Source organism: Maritimibacter sp. UBA3975, from assembly GCF_002384975.1.
GTDB lineage: Bacteria > Pseudomonadota > Alphaproteobacteria > Rhodobacterales > Rhodobacteraceae > Maritimibacter.
In genome coordinates, this window is sequence record NZ_DGCP01000009.1 from 1,019,585 (window position 1) to 1,038,436 (window position 18,852).

At 67.1% G+C, this 18,852-nt stretch carries 14 protein-coding genes; 6 read left to right on the plus strand and 8 right to left on the minus strand.

All coding sequences use genetic code 11. The features are described from left to right. Nucleotides 1-4: 4 nt before the first annotated feature. Genes B2585_RS10135 through B2585_RS10145 form a run of 3 tightly spaced genes read left to right on the plus strand, consistent with a single transcriptional unit; the run spans nt 5 to nt 3,906 of the window. Complete coding sequence (locus tag B2585_RS10135) at nt 5-1,201, plus strand: hypothetical protein (RefSeq protein ID WP_292022601.1); 1,197 nt, start codon at nt 5-7, stop codon at nt 1,199-1,201. Beyond that, on the plus strand, nt 1,194-2,243 hold the full coding sequence (locus B2585_RS10140) for an Ldh family oxidoreductase (RefSeq protein ID WP_292022603.1): 1,050 nt from the start codon (nt 1,194-1,196) through the stop codon (nt 2,241-2,243). The genes B2585_RS10135 and B2585_RS10140 overlap by 8 nt, the downstream gene beginning before the upstream one ends. A 55-nt stretch (nt 2,244-2,298) precedes the next feature. After that, the gene (locus tag B2585_RS10145; protein WP_292022605.1) at nt 2,299-3,906 is read left to right on the plus strand and encodes a glucosamine inositolphosphorylceramide transferase family protein; all 1,608 of its coding nucleotides are present in this window, start codon (nt 2,299-2,301) and stop codon (nt 3,904-3,906) included. Here the strand turns inward: B2585_RS10145 and B2585_RS10150 are convergent. After that, a complete protein-coding gene (locus B2585_RS10150; protein WP_292022607.1) occupies nt 3,793-5,208 on the minus strand; it encodes an oligosaccharide flippase family protein in 1,416 nt (471 codons plus the stop codon). The two genes, B2585_RS10145 and B2585_RS10150, sit on opposite strands and share 114 nt — an antisense overlap. A 137-nt stretch (nt 5,209-5,345) precedes the next feature. Between B2585_RS10150 and B2585_RS10155 the strand changes: the two genes are divergently transcribed. Then, on the plus strand, nt 5,346-6,116 hold the full coding sequence (locus tag B2585_RS10155) for a glycosyltransferase family 25 protein (RefSeq protein ID WP_292022609.1): 771 nt from the start codon (nt 5,346-5,348) through the stop codon (nt 6,114-6,116). A 7-nt stretch (nt 6,117-6,123) separates the two neighbouring features. On the opposite strand, the gene B2585_RS10160 is transcribed toward B2585_RS10155, so the two are convergent. The 3 genes from B2585_RS10160 to B2585_RS10170 all read right to left on the minus strand — a co-directional run bounded on the left by B2585_RS10160 (nt 6,124) and on the right by B2585_RS10170 (nt 11,211). Next, nucleotides 6,124-7,344 carry a glycosyltransferase gene (locus B2585_RS10160; RefSeq protein WP_292022611.1) on the minus strand — a complete coding sequence of 407 codons (1,221 nt, stop codon included), beginning with the start codon at nt 7,342-7,344 and terminating at the stop codon, nt 6,124-6,126. Then, entirely contained in the window at nt 7,328-9,445 is a 2,118-nt protein-coding gene (locus tag B2585_RS10165) for a GumC family protein (protein WP_292022613.1), read from the minus strand. The genes B2585_RS10160 and B2585_RS10165 overlap by 17 nt, the downstream gene beginning before the upstream one ends. Nucleotides 9,446-9,813: 368 nt before the next feature. Then, on the minus strand, nt 9,814-11,211 hold the full coding sequence (locus tag B2585_RS10170; RefSeq protein ID WP_292022615.1) for a hypothetical protein: 1,398 nt from the start codon (nt 11,209-11,211) through the stop codon (nt 9,814-9,816). A gap of 101 nt (nt 11,212-11,312) precedes the next feature. Between B2585_RS10170 and B2585_RS10175 the strand changes: the two genes are divergently transcribed. Further along, a complete protein-coding gene (locus B2585_RS10175) occupies nt 11,313-12,962 on the plus strand; it encodes a hypothetical protein (protein ID WP_292022616.1) in 1,650 nt (549 codons plus the stop codon). On the opposite strand, the gene B2585_RS10180 is transcribed toward B2585_RS10175, so the two are convergent. After that, the gene (locus tag B2585_RS10180; RefSeq protein WP_292022618.1) at nt 12,932-14,137 is read right to left on the minus strand and encodes a polysaccharide pyruvyl transferase family protein; all 1,206 of its coding nucleotides are present in this window, start codon (nt 14,135-14,137) and stop codon (nt 12,932-12,934) included. The genes B2585_RS10175 and B2585_RS10180 overlap by 31 nt on opposite strands. A 152-nt stretch (nt 14,138-14,289) precedes the next feature. On the opposite strand from B2585_RS10180, the gene B2585_RS10185 reads away from it, so the two are divergent. Continuing rightward, the gene (locus B2585_RS10185; protein ID WP_292022620.1) at nt 14,290-15,510 is read left to right on the plus strand and encodes a glycosyltransferase family 4 protein; all 1,221 of its coding nucleotides are present in this window, start codon (nt 14,290-14,292) and stop codon (nt 15,508-15,510) included. On the opposite strand, the gene B2585_RS10190 is transcribed toward B2585_RS10185, so the two are convergent. The 3 genes from B2585_RS10190 to B2585_RS10200 form a co-directional block, all read right to left on the minus strand. Continuing rightward, nucleotides 15,491-16,456: a glycosyltransferase family 2 protein gene (locus B2585_RS10190; protein ID WP_292022622.1), complete on the minus strand. Its 966-nt coding sequence runs from the start codon at nt 16,454-16,456 to the stop codon at nt 15,491-15,493. The genes B2585_RS10185 and B2585_RS10190 overlap by 20 nt on opposite strands. Before the next feature lie 29 nt (nt 16,457-16,485). Next, complete coding sequence (locus B2585_RS10195) at nt 16,486-17,097, minus strand: sugar transferase (protein WP_292022624.1); 612 nt, start codon at nt 17,095-17,097, stop codon at nt 16,486-16,488. A gap of 571 nt (nt 17,098-17,668) precedes the next feature. After that, nucleotides 17,669-18,808 (minus strand): alpha-D-ribose 1-methylphosphonate 5-triphosphate diphosphatase, encoded by a 1,140-nt coding sequence (locus tag B2585_RS10200; RefSeq protein WP_292022626.1) that lies wholly within the window; start codon nt 18,806-18,808, stop codon nt 17,669-17,671. Nucleotides 18,809-18,852: the final 44 nt, after the last annotated feature.

Genomic DNA, 18,852 nt, shown 5'->3' on the forward strand with positions numbered 1-18,852 from the left:
TGGCATGACCTCGACGCTCGACACCGCCTTGCCCGTGCTCCTTCTTGGGGGCGAGGCCAATACGCTGGAAGTGGCGCGTCACTTCGGGAAAACCGGGATCGCGGTGGAGATTTCGGGCGGGTCGGACACCTGGGGCATGGCGAGCTGGCATTGTCGGCGGGCCTATCCCGTGCCCTCCGGAACGCGCACGCATGATTTCTGGCGGGCATTGCTGCTTGCGGACGATCACAGCCATGACGGCCATGTCCTGTTCGCGATGTGCGACGATGCCATCGACTTCGTGTTGGAGAACGAGGCCGCGTTGCGGGACCGCTACCGGCTGGAAAAGTTCGACGGGCAGTTGCGCCGGGAGATGCTCGACAAGCAGCGCACGCTGGAATTGGCGGGCAAGGTGGGTGTGCCCGCCCCGGCCTACTGGCCGGTGGAGACCGCCGCGGACGTGGCGGCGCTTGCCGGCAAGCTTACGTTTCCGGTCATGGTGAAGCCGATCCATTCGCACCTGTTCAATCACCATTTCGGGCGCAAGCTGTTCATCGTCGAGGACTCGTTCGACGAGGTGGTGGCGCGGGCGAACGAGGCGCTGGAGGCGGGGCTCGAGATCCAGATCGTCGAGATGATCCCCGGCCCCGACAACCTGCTGTCGAGCTACTACACCTATATCGACGATCAGGGCGTGCCGCTGTTTCACTTCACCAAGCGGGTCGAGCGGCGCTATCCGGTCAATTCCGGCGGCGCGGTCTATCACGAAACGGTCTGGCTGCCGGAAACCGCCGAGATGGGGCTGCGGTTCCTGCGCGGGATCGGCTGGCGCGGGCTCGCCAATATCGAGTTCAAGCGCGACACGCGGGACGGCAAGCTCAAGATCATCGAGGTCAACGCCCGCTTCACCGCCGCGCACCGGCTGCTGGTGCGGAGCGGCGCGCCCATCGACCTCGTTGCCTATTGCGACCTGACGGGGCAACCTGCCCCGGTGTTCACCAGCTATGCCCAGCATATGTATCTCTGGCAGCCCGTTCATGACTTCCGGGCGTTCCTTCAGTTGCGCGCGAAGGGCGAGCTGACCTTCGGCGGGTGGCTGGCGAGCCTGCCGTGGCGGCGGGCGATGAACCCGATCTTCAGCCTGTCTGATCCAATGCCCGGGGTCGCGCGGTTGCGTCATTCGCTGGCCCGTCAATGGGCGGTGAGGCTGGGGCGTGGCTGATCCCGTCCGGGTCGGGACACCGGCGCTGACGGCGTTCGGCCGGGCGCTTATGGAACGCGCCGGTGTGGACAGTGCACAGGCTGAGAGCGTCACCGAAAACCTTGTCTGGAACGATGCCGCCGGCCGCCACAATCACGGCTTCGAGCGCCTGCCTGTCTTGCTCGACCGTGTGGCATCGGGCGCGATCCGGTGTCCGGCCGAGATTTCGGTGCGCGAGGTCGGACCGGCGCTTGCCCATCTCGACGCGGGCGGCGGCTTTGGCCAGCACGCCGGGAGGGTGGCGGTGGACCGCGCCTGCGACATGGCCGAGGCGGGGGGGATCGGGGTGGTCGGCGTGTCGGGGAGCAATTTCTACGGCACCGGCGCGGCGTTCGTTGCGCGGGCCACGGCGCGCGGGCACATCGCCTTTGCCCTGTCCAATTCCTACGCCAAGGTGGCCGCCCATGGCGGGCGCGCGCCGGTCCTCGGGACCAACCCGCTGGCCTTCGGCGCACCGCTGGCAGACGGCGACCTGATCGTCGATTTCTCGACCGCTGCGCTGGCGGGATCGACGCTGCGTGACGCACAGGCGACCGGCACGCCGCTCCCCGAAGGATTGGCTATCGACACGGAGGGAGCGCCCGTCACCGATCCGGCGCAGGCGGCCGGGGCGACGCTGTTGCCGGACGCGGGGGCCAAGGGCTTTGGCCTCGCTTTGATGGTCGAGGTGCTGGCGGGCGTTCTGACCGGCGCGGGCATCGGGCCGGAGGTCGGCTCGCTTTATGCCGACACCGACCGCCCTGCCGACAATGGTCATTTCTTCCTCGTCCTCGATCCCGGGCGCTGGTTGCCCGGTGGCGGGTTCGGTGAGCGGATGGCGGCACTGGCCGGGATGGTGGCGGCGTCGGCCCCCGAGGGGGTCGTGCGACTGCCCGGCGCCGCCCGTGCGGCAGCTTTGAGAGAGAGCGCGGAACAGGGTGTTGCCCTCACAGCGGCAACATGGGCCGGGCTCGGAGGGCTCGCGGAGCGCCACGGGGTCGCCCTGCCCAAACGTCGGTCATAATGCTGCCCGACTTGGCCGGTATGCCCTTGCGCGGGCAGAAACGAAGACAAATCGCATGACACTCGACATTTGCGTCATCCTCGACGCGGGCCGGCCCGTCGGCCCGGGAGAACGCCGGTTCCTAGCCGCGCTGGCGGATGATCCGCGTCTGTCCGTGGCGGGGGTGTTCACCGCGCCGGGTGCCGATCCCCTGCTCCCCGCAATTCTGCGAGGGGCGCTCGCGGTTGAAACCCGCGCCTTTCCCGCGCCAGACACTGCGCCGCCATTGGCCAGGACGCCGGAGCCGATCCCGCCTGACGGGTTGCCCACTTGCGATGTGATCGTCGATTTCGCTGGGTCCGCGCCGGAGGCCGCACCGGTGCATGGCATCTGGCGGCTGTCCTCCTTCACGCCGGAGGCTGCGATTACCGAGGCCCGCCTGCGCGCGCCCGTAACCGAGGTGGTTCTCAGTGTCGAGAACGGCGGCGCGGCCCGCCCGATTGCCAGCGCCCGCTATGACACCAAGTTCCTTGCCACCCGCAACGCCGCCTATGCGCGGGAGAAATCGGTGCAGCTTCTGCACCGGGAACTCGCGCGGCTGGCCGGGACGAACACCCTGCCCGCCCCGATCACGCCGCCCGATGCGCTGACGCCTCCGCGTAGCAGCCACCTGCCCGACTACATCGGTGCGGTGGGCCGGGAGCTTGCCATGCGGGCCTGGCGCAAGGTGCAGGCCAAGCGCGGGCAGCGGCCCGGCATGTTCTTTCTGCGCCTCGGGCATGGCACGTTGGCCGACCTCGACCCCGCCACCGGCACCGACCTGATCCCCGACGGCAATACCTATTGGGCCGACCCGTTCCTGTTCGAGGACAGCGGCGAGACCTACCTGTTTTACGAGGATTTCGACTTCGCCACCGGGCGCGGCCACCTGTCGGTGGGGCGGCTCGACGGAGACGGGATGGTTCCGCTGGGCCCTGTGATGGTGCAGCCGCATCACCTGTCCTACCCTTTCGTGTTCCGGTGGGGCGATGAGATCCTGATGATCCCCGAGACGCATCAGGCCGAGCGCATCGAGGTCTGGCGCGCCACCGAGTTCCCGCTAAAATGGGAGCTTGCCTCGACCGCGCTCGAGGGTGTGAAGGCCGTGGATAGCGTGGTGTTCGAACGGGCGGGCGCGTGGTGGCTGATGACCAACATCTGCCGCGACAGTTTCGGGGACTTCGGGACGGAACTGCACCTTTACCGGATCGACGATCCCTTGCTGGGCGGTGCGACAGCCCATCCGCTCAACCCCGTCGTGATCGACGCGACCATTGCGCGTGGCGGGGGGCGTGTGTTCGAACACGAGGGGCGGCTGTTGCGGGCCAGTCAGGACAATTCGCACGGGATTTATGGATACGGCCTGAACCTCATGGAGATCACGGCGCTGAGCGACACGGATTATGGAGAGCGCCGGTTGCGCTACCTGTCGCCCGAGGCGCTGGACGGTGTGATGGGTCTGCACCACATGGACGCGGCGGGCGGGCGCACGGTGATCGACCTGCGGCGCACCTTCACCGGGCTGCACCGCTCAGGGCGTGGGAAGCACCAGCACGCGGCGGCGCAGGAAAACCACCATGAGGACGAGCCAGATCGCCGCCGCCTCGGTAATGGTGAGGCCGAGCCCGACTTCCCGGCCCAGTGACTCCCGCTGCCCGGTGGAGAGCGTGATCGCCGCGTAGGTCATCAGGGTGAGCGCAGCCGCAGGGAGGAAGGTCGTCACGATCTCCATCACCCGTAGTTGGAGCGCGCGCGAGATCGCGATGAGCGAGAGCGAGCCGACAACGACGCTTGCGCCGAGATGTGAATAAGCGGCCGCCTCGGGTCCATAGCGCCCCACGGCGAAAAGCAGGATGACCAGCGTGGCCGCGCCCGCCGAGCGGATCTGAAGCTGCCGCCCGCCGTGGCTCGTGGTGATCATCACGGGTTCAAGCAGGCCCGACAGGAAAGCGATGGACTTGGAGACCGAGAGGATCGCGACGATGGACGCGGCCGCGAGCCATGTTTCGTCGAGGATCGTCACCACCAGCATGGGCGCGAGCAGCGACACCGCGCAGGCGATGGGCCACAGGAGTGCGGCGGCGAGCGACATGTTTTCGATCCACGCGCGTTTCATCGCGTCACGCCCAAGCCCCTCCTTCTCGATCCGGGTGAACCGGGACCAGGACAGGATGCCCAGCGGCTGCACCACGAGGTCGGTGGCGGTCATGGCGATGCGGGCGCCGCCGCGGTAGGCCCCGACGACGGCGGGCGACAGGAAGGCGCCGAGGACGAGGTCAGCCCCGTAATTCGACAGGAGGCCAACGGACGTGGTGCCCCAGAGCGGGGCCGTCGTGCTGCGGGCGTCGCGCAGGGTCTCGCGCCGGAATTCGAACCGGGGAAGCGCACGGACCATACCGCCGGTGATGAAAAACCCGGTGAGCGTGGAGACATAACGCGAGGCGACGAGCGCCTCGATCCCCCATCCGCGCGACAGGAGGGCCACGGCAGCAGCGAGGCCGAGCGCCTCGGACAGGACGACATAGACGCTGGCGGTGCGCACCTTGGCATCGCGCACGAGCTGCGCCTCCCACCAGGCCGTGGGCACGATGACCAGAGGCAGCGGGGCGAGCGAAATGAGGGCGAGACCGCTTACCGTTCCAAGGCCGCCCTGAAGCAGGCCGACGACGAAAATCACCAGCATGGCAATGGCGCCCACGCCGAGCTTGGCCCAGAAGAGCGTGGAGCGGTCCCGGTCGAAATTCTGCGAGCGCAGGAGCGCCTGATAGAAGCCGGTGAAAACGAAGGTCGTCCCGATGACCGTGAGCGCCCAGGCGAAGGCATAGGTGCCGAAGTCGGCAAGATCGAGGTAGCGCGACGCGACCGCGACGGCGAGGAACGATATGACCTGACCGATAACGCGGGAGCCGACGCCGACGACATAGGGCGGGAACAGCTTGGCTAGCATGGCCGTCCCCCTGCGCCGAGCGCGATGTAGCGTATCGGCAACGGTTTCACGCGGCTTGCGCGAACGCCTTGTTTTGCAAGGCAACGGGGCGCTGCGCGCTGTATTCGGGAGGTGTGACAGGACAAGCGCCGCGAACCATGACGACACCCTCTCTCGCCATACGGGTCATCAGCCTGACCGACAGCACCGAGCGCCGCGCGGCGGTGGCCAAGAACCTGTCCGCCGCGACGTTCGACTGGGCGTTTCACGATGCCCATCGCCCCGGTGACGACAGCGCGCTGATCCCCGATCCCGAAGGCCAGAAGCGGCTGTTCGGGCGCACTCTCACCCCCGGCGAGACGGCCTGTTACATGAGCCATGTCGCGGCGATCGAGACCTTTCAGGCGATGCCGGAACTCGACTGGCTGCTGGTGATGGAGGACGACGTCTGGATCGATCCGGATTTCCCCTATGCCGAGCTGGCCGGGGCGCTCGATGCGCGTGACATCGGCTATATCCGCCTGTTCGCACGGGAATGGAAACGCGGTCTTCCGCAGTTCCGGTTCGGCGAGCGGCAGATCCTTTACCTTACGTCCGATCCGTACGGCGCGCAGGGCTATCTCATCCGCCGCGACCGGGCGCGGGCCTTCCGCGCGCGGCTGACCCACATCCAGCGGCCCATCGACGACGAGCTGGGACGGTTCTGGGAGAACGGGCTGGGCAACCACATCCTGTTTCCCTTCCCGCTGATCGAGCGGCACATGCCCTCGACCCTCAACAGCGCGCGCGAGGATGCCAAGGCCGGGACGATTCTGGCCGCCCCCGCACGGCTTCGGGCGCGGCTGGGCGATTTCGTCGCCAAGCGGGCCTATCTCGCCGCCCGACGTATGCCGTTCACGCGAAACCGGATCCGGGCGCGCAAACGCTAGCCCGGTTTCAATCACCCGCGACCTCCGCCATGTTCACGGCCATCCCGTTTTCACGCAGGACGCTCGCGATTCCGCGGCGGAAGTTGCCTTCGTCGAACTGACGGGCATGGGCGGTCAGCGTGGCTGGGTCGAGGTCGTCGTACCTCTCGGCCTCGAACGCCTCCACGGCGGCCATCAGGCCTTCGGCGTCGGCCTGTTCATACAGGAGGCCCGTGCGGCCGTGGACAACGGTGTCGAGCACCCCGCCCCGCGCCATCGCGATCACCGGGCGGCCGGCCGCCATCGCCTCGACCGGGACGAGGCCGAAATCCTCTTCGCCCGGAAATACGAGCGCCTTGCAGGCGGCCATATAGGCTTTGAGCTTCTCGAACGGCACGCGGCCCAGAAAGCGGATGTTCTCGTTCGCCGTGGCGGCCAGCGCCTTGGCCGTCTTGTCCGGGCCGCCGATGACATAAAGCGGTTTTCCGAGGCGGTTGAAGGCCTCGATGGCGATGTCCGGGCGCTTGTAGCCCGCAAGCTCGCCCGCCCAGAGGTAGAAGCCACCACGTTCGGCCGCCGTCGCAGGCGCGAAGTCGTCCACCGCCACGGGCGGATGCACGACACGCGCGTCCCGGCGCCAGTATTTGTTGATGCGCGCCTGAACATGGGTGGAATTGGCCATGAAGGCATCGACGCGGGCAGCGCTCGTCACGTCCCATTTGCGCAGTTCGTGGACCATGCGCGGCATGAGCGCGCGTTTCAGCGGGCCGGCGGCCGCATGGTAGACGTGATACTGGTCCCACAGGTAGCGCATGGGCGAGTGGGTGTAGCACAGGTGCAGCGCGTCGGGGGCCGGGATGACCCCCTTGGCCGGGCCGGATTCGCTCGACAGGACGAGGTCGAAGCCGGACAGGTCGATCTCTTCCAGCGCGCGGGGCATCCGGGTCAGGTAGTTCTGGTAAAGCCGTGTGGAGAAAGGCAGGCGCCCGACCGAGGTGAGGTGGACGGTCTTGGAGCGGATCAGCTCACTCACCTTCGAGGGGTCATATGCGTGGGTGAAGATCTCGGCCTCGGGGAACATGCGCAAGAGCGACTCGAGCACCTTTTCCCCGCCGCGCATACCGACGAGCCAGTAATGGATGATCGCCACGCGCGGGCCAGCGCCGCCGGGACGCCGCATCAGCCGCGGGGCGGCGGGTTTGCGGGGGGCGGAAAAACCTGGAGCCTGACGATCAAGCATATGCTGCATAGCTGTCTCCATAGATCTTCTCGGCCGCTTTCGGATCGACCTGGTTGAGCACGATGCCTGTCGGGCGCAGGCCGACCTCGCTGAGGGCGTCGAGCCCGTCGCGCACGGCCGTGCGGCGCGTGTCGTCCCAGCGCACGACGTAGATGATGCTCTCGGCCACCGCGCCGAAGACGAGGCCGTCGGCCACGTTCACCAGCGGCGGGGTGTCGATGATGACGAGGTCGTAGCAGCGTTTGAGTTCGGCCATGAGCGGGCGCAGCCAGTCCTCGGACAGATCGTCCGCGGCTTCCTGACACGGCGTTCCGGCGGCAAGGAAATGCACGCCCATGTCGCTGTCGAGGTGGATCGTCTCGGGCAGGTCGGCGGTTTCGAGAATGAAGTCGGCGAAGTCGTATTCCACGTCCCATCCGAACGTCTCGGCGAGCCGGGAGCGACGCAGGTCTCCGTCCACGACGATCACCGACTTGCCCGCAAGCGCGGCCATCTGGGCGAGCCCCATGGCGGTCGTCGACTTGCCCTCGCCGGGGTGTGAGGAGGTCACCATGACCACGCGGGCCTCGACGCCCTTTTCGCGCATCGACAGCATGGTGCGCAGCTGGCGCAGCTTTTCGCCCAGCATGGTGTTGGAGTTGATCCGAAGGCCGCGGACCAGTTCGCGCAGGTTGGCCTGCGGCTGGAGAGGCAGGCTTGCCAGCACCGAAAGGCCGGTTTCCGCCTCGACCTCGCGCCGGGTGCGGAAAGTCGAGCGGGTCATTTCCAGAAACAGGGCCGCCACGATCCCGGCGGTGAGGCCGAGGACAAGGCCGAAGGCGGCAAGCAGCTTGGGCCGCGGTGCGGCGGGCACGTCGGAATAGGTCGCGCGTTCGATGACGCGGGCCTCGGGGCGTTGCAAGCTCTCCTGCCCGCTGGCGGCGCTCAGGCGCGACAGCAGGGCCTCGTAGTTTTCGCGGGCCGCCATCGCCTCGCGCTCCAGCTGGCGCAGGCCGATGTTGTTGGCGGACATGTCGTTGAGTTGATCCTCGAGCGACTGGATGCCGTCCGCGAGGGATTGCTCGCGCAGGCGGGCGACCTCGAGGTCGTTGCGGCGCAGTTCGATGATCCGCTCGGCTTCCCGCTGTAGGTCGGCGTCCACGCGCCCGATCTCGTCCCGCAGGCGCTTGCGCTGCGGGTGGTCGGGGCCGAAGGATTGCGCCCACTGGTCGTCCTGCCGCTGAAGCGTCAGCTTGTCCTCGTTCAGCTTTTCGAGAAGCGGCGAGGTCACGGCCTTGGCGAGCGCGTCGGACCCCTGCGTCTCAAGCAGTCGCTTGAGCTGGTCATACTGCGCCTCGGCGGTCACCCGCTCGGAGCGCGCGACGACGAGCTGGCTTGTGAGGTTGCCGAGTTGTTGCGTCGATGTCTCGTAAGTGCCGCCCTCTCGGTCGAGGGACGCGGCGCGGTAGCCGGCGAGTTCCTCCTCGGCGCGGTTCATCGCGGCGCGGGCGTCGTTCACCTGATCCTGAATCCACGTCGTCGCCTGCCGCGCGCTGTCGCGGCGGTTCTCGACCATCAGGGATATATAGGTGTCGGCGACGCCGTTCGCGATTTCCTGCACGATCCCCGGCTCGCCGCCTGAGAAGGAAATGACGAAAACATAGCTCTGCGGCTCACGCCCGACGGTAAGATCTTTGCGGATCGCCCAGGTGAGATCCTTGATCCGCTTTTCCTCGGCCACGTCATAGAGCGGCTGGCCCCAGAAATGCGTTTCGAGCTTTTCGATCCCGAGGTCGCGGATCAGCCGCTCTATCAGGATGTTGGAGCGCATGACCGAAATCTCGGACTGGATCACCGGGTCCGAGAGGCTGAGGTTCGACACGACTTCGTCCGACGACATCACGCGCACCTGGCGCGGGTCGAGCATGACCTTGGAGAAGGACTTGTAGGTGGGAGCAAGCAGGCTCGTCGCGACATACATGAACAGCGCCAGCCCGACCGCGAGGCCCGCGATCAGCTTGTAGCGCGAAGCGATGGCGCCGAGCAGCCCGCGCACGTCGACGCGGTCGAGATCCTCGAACCGCGACGCTTTGCGCGCCGGTTGTGGTGCCTGCATGTCGAACGTGGTCACGTTTGCTACTCCTCGGCCTTCATGTGCGTTCTGTCACCGTCTTGTCCGGCACACACTTCGCCCATGCCGCCGACGCTTTGCCGATGGCCGGTCCCCGCATCGGAGACGAATACGCGCAGCGCCGGAACATCCCGGCCACACCACGCGCCGTGGTGAAGTGGTGGCAAAACAGACAATGGACCCCACGCAAAGGCCCCCCCAGTCCTCGCAAATATACGGGCTCGGGGGCATTCACGCTACTGAATTGCGGAAAATTTTGGGAAATTACTCAACACGTTACCGTATTTTGGCCTCAATTCCATACCGACGTGGAAACAATGAAACGACTGGGAAAAACTGGTTCGCAACTGGCAACAGTGCCGGGTGGGTTATCCTGCCCGTGCTGCGGTTGATTCTATCCCGAGTGCCCGCGACAGCCCGGTGAGCAGACCGGCGAGCGCGAAGAAGAAGACGCCCATGTCCGGCGTGGAGTGGGTGAGCACCGCAGCGCAGAGCATGGCGAGGCACCCGGCCTTGAGCGCGCGCACCACGATGGCGCGCGGGTCCGACAGCGGCCGCGACGGGGCGAGGCCGAGCGATGCCATGAAGGCGAGAAACAGAACTGTTCCCGGCACGCCGATACTGGCGAGACAGGCGATCACCCAGTTGGACGCGCGCACCGATCCCAGACCCGCGCCGAGCCCGTAGGTATCCCAGGCGTTCTGAAGCGCCTGCGCGTTCCAGCCCATCCGTTCCACCCCGGATTGAGAGTCGAGCTTGGTAAACAGCGCCCGGTCGAGGAAATCGGTGACGGGCTGGACGTATTCGTAAGAGGCAAAGACCGCCACTGTCGCGACCCAGGCCGTAAGGATGCCCCCGGCGGCCAGCATGAAGGCGCGGCGGCTCGTCTCGGGCCGCAGGTTGGCGAAGATCGTGTAAAGCGCGAACAGGCCGAGGAACACGACGAGCGCGATATAGGCCGAGGACGAGGTAGAGCGCAGCACCGAGATGGTGGACAGCGCGAGCATCCAGCGGCCCAGCCGGTTCTCGGGCCTGAGCAGCCAGAACTGCATCCAGAAACCGAAGAGGCCGAGGGTGAAATAGCCGAAGCTCGACGCCTCGGGAAACCCGCCGATCATCCGCTTCATGCCCACCATCCGGTCGGTGATGTGCATCGCGTAATTGGCCGAGCGCAGCCAGGACATAAGGTCGGTCATGCCGAGTTGAAATGTCAGAACGTCGAGCCAGCCCAGCGCGAAGTTGATCGCCGTCGCCACAGCCAGCGCAGTCAGCACCGGCTGCACGGTCGAGGTGCGGCGAAAGCTCGTGGCGAGCGCGGCGAAGGTCAGGAAGCCGAGCATGAGCCGGAAAAGCTGCGTGATGTTGCCGGTGGTCGGCTGGAGCGGGAATTGCAGGATGCGCGTCATCCCCTCGATCCGCGCGATCAGGAACACGCTCGTCTCGCCCGCGAAGAGGCGCGGGAAGAACATCGTCGCGATGAAGGACACCACCATGACCAGCGCGAACCAGAACCCCGGACCGAAGGGGCGAAAGCTGCCCAGAAGACTGCCCGCTGTCCCGCGCGTCAGAAGCACCATGCAGAAGATCGCGACGGCGGCGAGGTCAAGCACCCCGATCGTCGCGCCGCCGAGTGCGGGCAGGTTGAACGCCGCCGCCGCCCCGAACGGGGCCAGCGCCATGAAGGCCCAGAGACCGCGATGGAGGCCCAGCCCCAGAAGCAGCAGGATCGACAGGACGGCGAGAACTGTTGAAGGGACGAATTGCAAGGGCGGGCGGTCCGTGGCTGCTGCCCTGTCTTCCTGCACGAAACAGGCTGTGCTGTGAAGTGCGCTTGCGGCAGGGGGGCCGCTCGGGCAGGCTTTCGGGCATGATCCGCTTCGCCCCCCTTGCCCTCCTGGCACTCGCCCTCCCTGCCGTCGCGCAGGAGCCTGTCGGCCCCAAGCTGGGCGCCGCGTCGAACTTCGGGCAAAGCTGGGATGCCGGGATGCTGGACGCGGCCGAGGCGCTGGGCGTCACCGATCTGCGCGACGCGGTCTACTGGAACGACGTGGAACAGGGTGGCGTGGACAGGTTCAACACGTTCCGCAGCACCTATCCGGCCCTCCTGCCCCCGCGCGGCATGGGGATGAGCGCCACTTTGAACAACGGGCACGCGGACTATGACGGGGGCGTCACGCCGCACACGGCCGAGGCGGTCGCAGGGTTCGGAGACTTCGCGGCCCGGCTGGTTGCCCAATACCCGGCCATCGACGCCGTCGAGGTGGGCAACGAGATGAACAGCGCCACCTTCACCTCCGGCCCGATGCGCGAGGCGGACCTGTCCGGAAAAGCCCGGTATTACACCGCCCTGCTCGCCGCCACCAAGGCGGCGGTCGGGGCTGCGCGGCCAGAGGTCCGCATCCTTGGCGGCGCGGCCCATTCCATTCCGATCGCGTGGTTCAAGGCCCTGTCCGAAGCCGGTGCGCCCGCGCATATGGATGCGGTGGTCGTCCATCCCTATACGACCCCGCCCGAGCAGTTCGTCCGCCAGATCGCGCTCATGCGCGCCGTGCCGGGGTTCGGTGACTTGCCCATCGAAGTGACGGAATTCGGCGACGAGAACGCGGCCAGCGCGCCCGCGACGCTGGTCAAATACTACTGCCAGATGGCGCTCGCCGGGGTGACGCGGGTGGTGTGGTATCCGCTGAACCCGCGCGGCGACGGGCTGGCCCCGCTGATCGACGCGGAGAACGCCATGACCCCGGTGGGCCGCGCCTTTGCCATGCTTGGGCGTCACGCCGCGGGGCGGGCCGTGCGCGACGTGGCGCCCGATCCGTTCACCTACGCCTGCGGCTTCGGGACCGACAGCCTCGTCCTCTGGGGTGCGCCGCGCACGGTCGAGGTGGCGGACGGTGTTCGGGTGCTTGCGCCTGACGGGACCGAGACCGACCGGCGCCGCCTGTCGCGCGACGAACCGCTCGTCATGGTCGGCAGTGGCGCACCCGTGACGCTGGGCGACACCGTGCGGCTCGGCCCCCAGGCCGTCATCGCGGACAGTTTCGACCAGTTCACCTATGGCCCGCCCGCGCCCGGCACGTTCCGGCCGCTTGCGATGATCCGGGGCGAGGAAAGCGCCTTCGAGCTGCGCGACGGGCAGCAGACCAACGGTGTGCCCTGGACACCGTATCTGGGTCATCCCTCGGACGGGCTCTTGCGGATGAACGCGGAGTTCCTGCTGCCCTCCGGCGGCGGCGCGTCTGCCGCCGTGATCGTCCAGCGCTACACCGCGCCCGAGGCTGTGCGCGCGCGGCTTGTCGTGACGCTGGAGCCCTCACCGCGCAGCACGGACGGGATCGAGGCATGGGCGGCGATCAACGGGGACGAGATCGGGCGCATGACCCTCACCGAACGCGGGGAGTTCGTGCTGGACGAGGTGACGCTGGCCAAGGGCGATGTGCTGGACGTGGCTGTCGGACCGGGGGCGACGGCGGACGGGGACACGACGCTTTACCGCGTCACGCTCCTGCGCGCGCCCTGATCCGTGTCGATGCCGAGCGCGTGGAGCGTGCCGGCGAGGCCAACGCGCGTTTCGGCGAGCGCATCGGCGTGGCGCACCGGGTCGATGCCCTTCGCGATCGCGCGTGTGGCGAGCGCCACCACCTCCTGCGGCGTGGCCGCTTTCGCTCCGGCGAAGGCGTCCGACAGACCAACAGACGCGAAGAAGCTTTCGACCTTGCGGTCCCAGCCGAGGCCGACGACCGGGCGGGCATAGGCGTAGCCGAGGATATTGGCGTGCAGGCGATGCGAGATGACCGCGCGGCAGGGGGCGACGGTGGCGACCAACTGCTCCGGGGTGGCTGGCACCTCCGCCACCTCAATCTTGCGCGCCCCGATGGCCTGATAGATCGCCGGGCGCGCGGCCAGTGAGGCGAGCGCATCGGCGTCCTCGTCGGCCCCGTTGCAAAACAGCCGGACCGGGCCGACCGTGTCGGCCAGTTGCAGCGCAAGGGTTTCGTAAAAGTCGAGCGTACCGCCCGCGACGCCGCTGTCGGCGTGGTAGGTCAGAAGCTCCGGCGCGGTGATACCCAGCGCGATACGGTTGACCGGCGTGACGGCCCCGAAGGCCGCGGCGGAGAGGAGGCCGGGATCACGGGTGATGCGTGGCGCCGGGCAGCCGTCGCTTGCCTGGCCTTCCCATGCAAGACGTGAATGTTCGTCGCGCACGCCCACGGCACGCAGGTCACCGGAACAGAGCGTGGAGAACAGCGCGCGGCCCCGACGGCTCCAGTTGCCGGTGACACCGACGGCGTGGATCGCGGCGGGCACCCGCGTTTCGGCAAGCAGCTTGCCGACACGCTCGAGCTTGGTCGGGAAGTTGAGATCCGCGTCGGAGAAAAGCTGGCCACCCCCAATGACCGCCCCGTCCGCGTCCGCCAGCGCGGCGCGCCAGCGCGGTTCGACCCTGTCAAGAAGCGTCGTCAGGCGGCGGTAGACCACCTCGTGCCGCAAGCGCCGTGGCAGGCGCCGCAAAACCTTGAGAGCGAGCGCCCGGTTGCGCACCGTCACGGCCCCGAACCCATCCCGGCCCGAGATGTCGACGGGCACGACAGACAGCCCCGGCGCGAGGCTTTCCAGCCCGTGGATCATACATACGCCGATCAGGCCATCCCCGAGATTCGGAGAGTAATGCAGATTGAACAAAGCGATTTTCACCGTGGACGCGTCCTTGAACCGGGGATTGCGAAGAATTGCCTTAAAATGACCTTAACAGTCTGCGGATACTCTGATGAACTGCCGAAAGACAGTAAAACAAGACTTTCGTGAGGCCGCAGGAACAATTCATGGCAAGGCGCAGGATTGTCATCGTGAACGATGCCAGTATCGCCCGAGGCGGTGCCACTTCGCTTGCCTTGCTGGCAGCCGAAGACTTTGTCGCGCGCGGGCATGAGGTGATCTGGATCGCCGGGGATTCGGGTCACGGCCCGGAACTGGATGCCTTGGGGATCGAGGTCGTGGCGCTTGGCGGTCAGCCGCTCCTGGACCTGCCGAGTCACACGGCGCTCCATGCCGGGATACGAAATGGGGCCGCGCGTGACCTCGTGGCCCGCTTCGTGGCCGAACGCGACACGCCCGGCACCGTCTATCATACGCACAGCTGGGCGCAGATTTTTTCGCCAGAGCTGTTCTCGGCCCTCGCCCCCGTCTCGCGGCGCACCGTGATTCACGCGCATGACGTTTTCCTCGCCTGCCCCAACGGAGTCTATATGGACTACCGGCACGACAAGGTTTGCACCCGTGTGCCCCTGTCGGCCGATTGCCTTGCGACCCATTGCGACAAGCGCAGCTATCCGCAGAAGCTCTGGCGCGTCCTGCGACAGGCCAACCTGCGCAGACACCTGCGCGACGGGTCCGGTTGGGGTGCGATCCTTGTGCTGCATCCCGAAATGACGGAACGGCTCACCCGCGCGGGCTATCGGGAGGACCGCGTCCGCGTGGTACGCAATCCGGTCGTTCCGTTCAGCGAGACGCGGATCGCGGCGGAGGACAACCGTTCGCTGGTCTATGTCGGCCGGCTGGAGCCGGATAAAGGCGTGGGCACCCTGGCCGAAGCCTCGGCGCGCACAGGGGTTCCGGTGACGCTCATCGGCGACGGGCCGATGCGCCCGATGCTGGAGGCGATGGACGCCCCGCTCACGTTGACCGGCTGGGCCGACCGCGACCGGATCGGCGGGCTGGTGCGCGATGCGCGTGCGCTGGTCATGCCCTCGCGCCACCCGGAACCTTTCGCACTCGTCATCGCCGAGGCGGCGGCAAGCGGCCTGCCCGTCCTCGTCTCGGACACCGCGCTGATGGCGCGGGAGGTGGCGGAGAACGGATTGGGTCATGCGGTGAACATCGCGGATCCTGCGCGCCTCGACGCGGCACTGGCGGGTATGATGGAAACCCCTGACGCCGAGGTGCGCGCCATGAGCGAACGGGGTTTCGGGGGCGAAGCCCGGCTCGGCCTTACAAGGTCAGAATGGATCGATGCGCAGGAAGCGGAATACGACCGGCTTCTCGGTTCGCTCAGGGCGTCAGCTGCGTGATCCGGTCCGGAGCGTCCCGGCTTCTGAGAACATCCCGGATCGCGATGAGGTTGCCACGCAGGCGACCACGATAATCGCACCACGCCGGCGGACGCGGCGAGCGCAGCAGGTTGGACGCCATGTTGCGCAGGATCATCTCCCACGCGTGACGCCGGTTCATCGTGCCCTTGCGCATGAGATAGATCGGATTGGCGATCTGCGAATAGCCCAGGAATACGCCGGGCGTGCGCCCGGTCTTGGTGCCCAGATGAACGCCCCGCATCGAGCCGGCCTTCACGACCCGTCCGTGGCGCGCGAGGCGGCGAGAGAAATCCACATCCTCGAGCCAGGAGTAGAGCGGCAGCGCTTCGTCGAAGCGGATGTCATTGTCGAGCGCGGCGCGTGCCCGGAAGGCCATATTGCAGCCGTATCCGGCGTAGATCGGAGACAACGCATCGGTGCCGGGGGCGGCGGAGAGCTCGGCCAGTCGCCGCGCGCCGGTCGCATGGTCCATGCCCGCGCCCAGGATTCCGTCGGCCAGCACGGTGCCGGTCGCGATCACCACGTCCGGGTTGTCGCGGAACACGGCGAGCGTGTTGCCCACGAAATCGGGCGCCATGAGAAAGTCGTCGTCGAGCAGGAGCAACACGTCCTCACGCCCGAGGCGGCGCATCATCCGGTTGCGTTGCAGCGTCGCGCCCTTGGGGCCGGTCACCACCTCGACCGGAAAGGGCAGCGCCTGCGTGTCGAGGTCGCCCAGATCGTCTTCGGTCGCGACCGACAGGATCACGAGGTCGGGCAGACGCCGCTGGCGGGCGATGGCGCGCACAGTCTCCGGCAGGATCGCCGGGCGTCCCGTGGTCGGGATGCCTACGACCACGCGGGTCGGGGCGGCGATGTCGCCAGCCGCGCCCGGGGTGATCGGGGTCGCGTCAGCGGCAAGCAGGCTGCGGGTCGCGTCGAACATTCTGGCTCTCCGGTCCGTATGCGCGGCGCTCAGCACGCGCCGCGTTGGGCGAGGACGACCCCGACCGTTTTGTAGACGATCTGAATATCGTCGACGAGCGAAGCGTTGCGGATGTAGTCGACGTCGAGCACGACACGCTGCGCATAGCTCGTATCGGACCGGCCGCCGACCTGCCACGCGCCGGTGATCCCCGGCTTGACCGAGCAGTAGTCGGCAAAGTGATGCCCGTACTTCTCGGCCTCGGCCATCGTGATCGGGCGTGGGCCGACGATGGACATGTCCCCTTTGAACACGTTCCAGAACTGCGGCAGCTCATCGATGCTCGTGCGCCGCAGAAGGTCGCCCAGCGAGTGAACGCGCGGGTCGCGGTCGAGCTTCTGCTCGGCGTCCCATTGTTCGCGGGCAATCGGGTCGATCGCGAACACCCATTGCAGACGCCGGTCCCCGTCCTCGCGCATCGTGCGGAACTTGTGGCAGCGGAACGTGCGGCCATCGATGCCCACGCGTTCGTGCGAGAAGAACACCGGACCCGGCTCGCGAAGACGCAGCATCAGCGTGACGACGGCGAAGACCGGCGACAGCGCGATGAGCGCGAGAGTCGAGAAAAGGATATCGAAGCCCCGCTTGAGGACTCGTTTCACATCAAGCTTGCGGTGTGTCCGAAGCGGCGATGTCGGTTCCAGCGCAGAAACTGAAACCTGCGGTTCAAAATCAAATGCCATCTTCACCCCTGAAGTCACCGGCAGCTCGCGCCGCCCGTCCCTGGCACCCCCAGCCGCAATATTGCCGCAAACGCGCCTCAATTCGACTGGGCAAAGGGGAAACAGATTGTTGCCTAAAGCTGGTGGAATACCTTACCCGTGACGCGTTCAGGGCGCGTCAATCAGCCCGGACGCAGGGCGGGAGAAGCGATTTTAATCGTTATTTTTCATTCTATTATGGCTAATTCGAAGGGTTTGTTGCCCGTTCACGAAATGGCCACTGTCGGGCAGGCTCGCGCCGGCGACTGCCGCGCCAAATGGGGCATTTCTGGCCCGATTTGGGCACGGGATCCGGCGAAATCTGGGCGCAAATCTGGCACGCCCCCGGAAATCGTGACCGATTGAGGCAGGGTTAGGGGAGCGGCCGGGCGAATCCTGCGCGGATCGGTTCCGCGTGCGGATGCCGCGCGGCGGCTCACGCGGTCAGCACCGCGCAGGCAACAGGAGACGGTCAGCCGACCTGTCGGCCGTGGCACCAGACGCCGCGCACGACCGGCGTACCCTCGATCCGGCCGACGCGGACCAGATCGGCGTGCAGCCCCGGCGCGATGCGGCCCCGGTCCGTGAGCCCGGTAGCGCGAGCCGGATTGGCCGTAACGGTGGCAATGGCGCGCGGAACGTCGTCCCAGAGATCGGCGAGAAGGAAGGCCGAGGACATGAGCGCCGACGGCACATAATCGGACGACACGATGTCGAGCAGCCCCGCCTCGGCCAGTTCATGCGCCGCCACGTTGCCGGAATGCGATCCGCCCCGGATCAGGTTGGGCGCGCCCATCATCACCTGAATGCCGTTGGCGTGGCAGGCCTCGGCGGCCTCGCGGGTCGTCGGGAACTCGGCCAGTCGCATCCCGTGCGACGCCGAGACCGCGACATGATCGGCGGTCGTGTCGTCATGGCTCGCGAGCACCGCGCCGTAGCGGCGGGCATGGGCCACCGCCTCGGCCTCGTGCCGGTCGCCGTTGTCGGCCTGAAGTCCCTTGAGATGTGCGACGTGATCGTCGAACTCGTCGTCGGTCATTGAGCGCTTCTTGGCGACGTATTGCTTGAGTTTCGCGATGTCGCGGAACTGGCGCTGGCCGGGCGTGTGGTCCATCAGGCTCACGATCCCGACGCGGTCGTCGGGTCCGAACTCGGCCATCTCTTCCGCCAGCGTTTCCGAGCAAATCTCGGCGCGCAGGTGGACATAGTGGTTGATGCGCAACGCGCCTTGCGCACGAAGCGCGAAGACCTCGTTCGCCACGGTGCGCGCGTATTTCTCATATCGGCCCTTTCCGGTGTGGATCGATCCCACGCGCAGGGCGTCGAACACGGTGGTGATGCCGGTGGAGGCAAGCTCGCCGTCATGGGCGAGGATCGCGGCGGCGTGGGGCCAGTCGACGTTCGGGCGCGGCTCGAGGTGGCGTTCGAGGTTGTCGGTGTGCAACTCGATCAGGCCCGGCAGCAGCATGTCCCCGTCCAAATCCACCTCGCCGCGCGCCGCCGTGCCGCCCGGGTCGATCCCGGCGATGCGACCGCCGCGCAGGGTGACGGTGCCCCGGATAACCTCGTCATCGAGGACGATCTGCGCATTGGTGAGGATCATGTCGGTCATTGTATCGTTCCTGTTCACCGTGCCCTATGTCAGCCGCGTGTCAC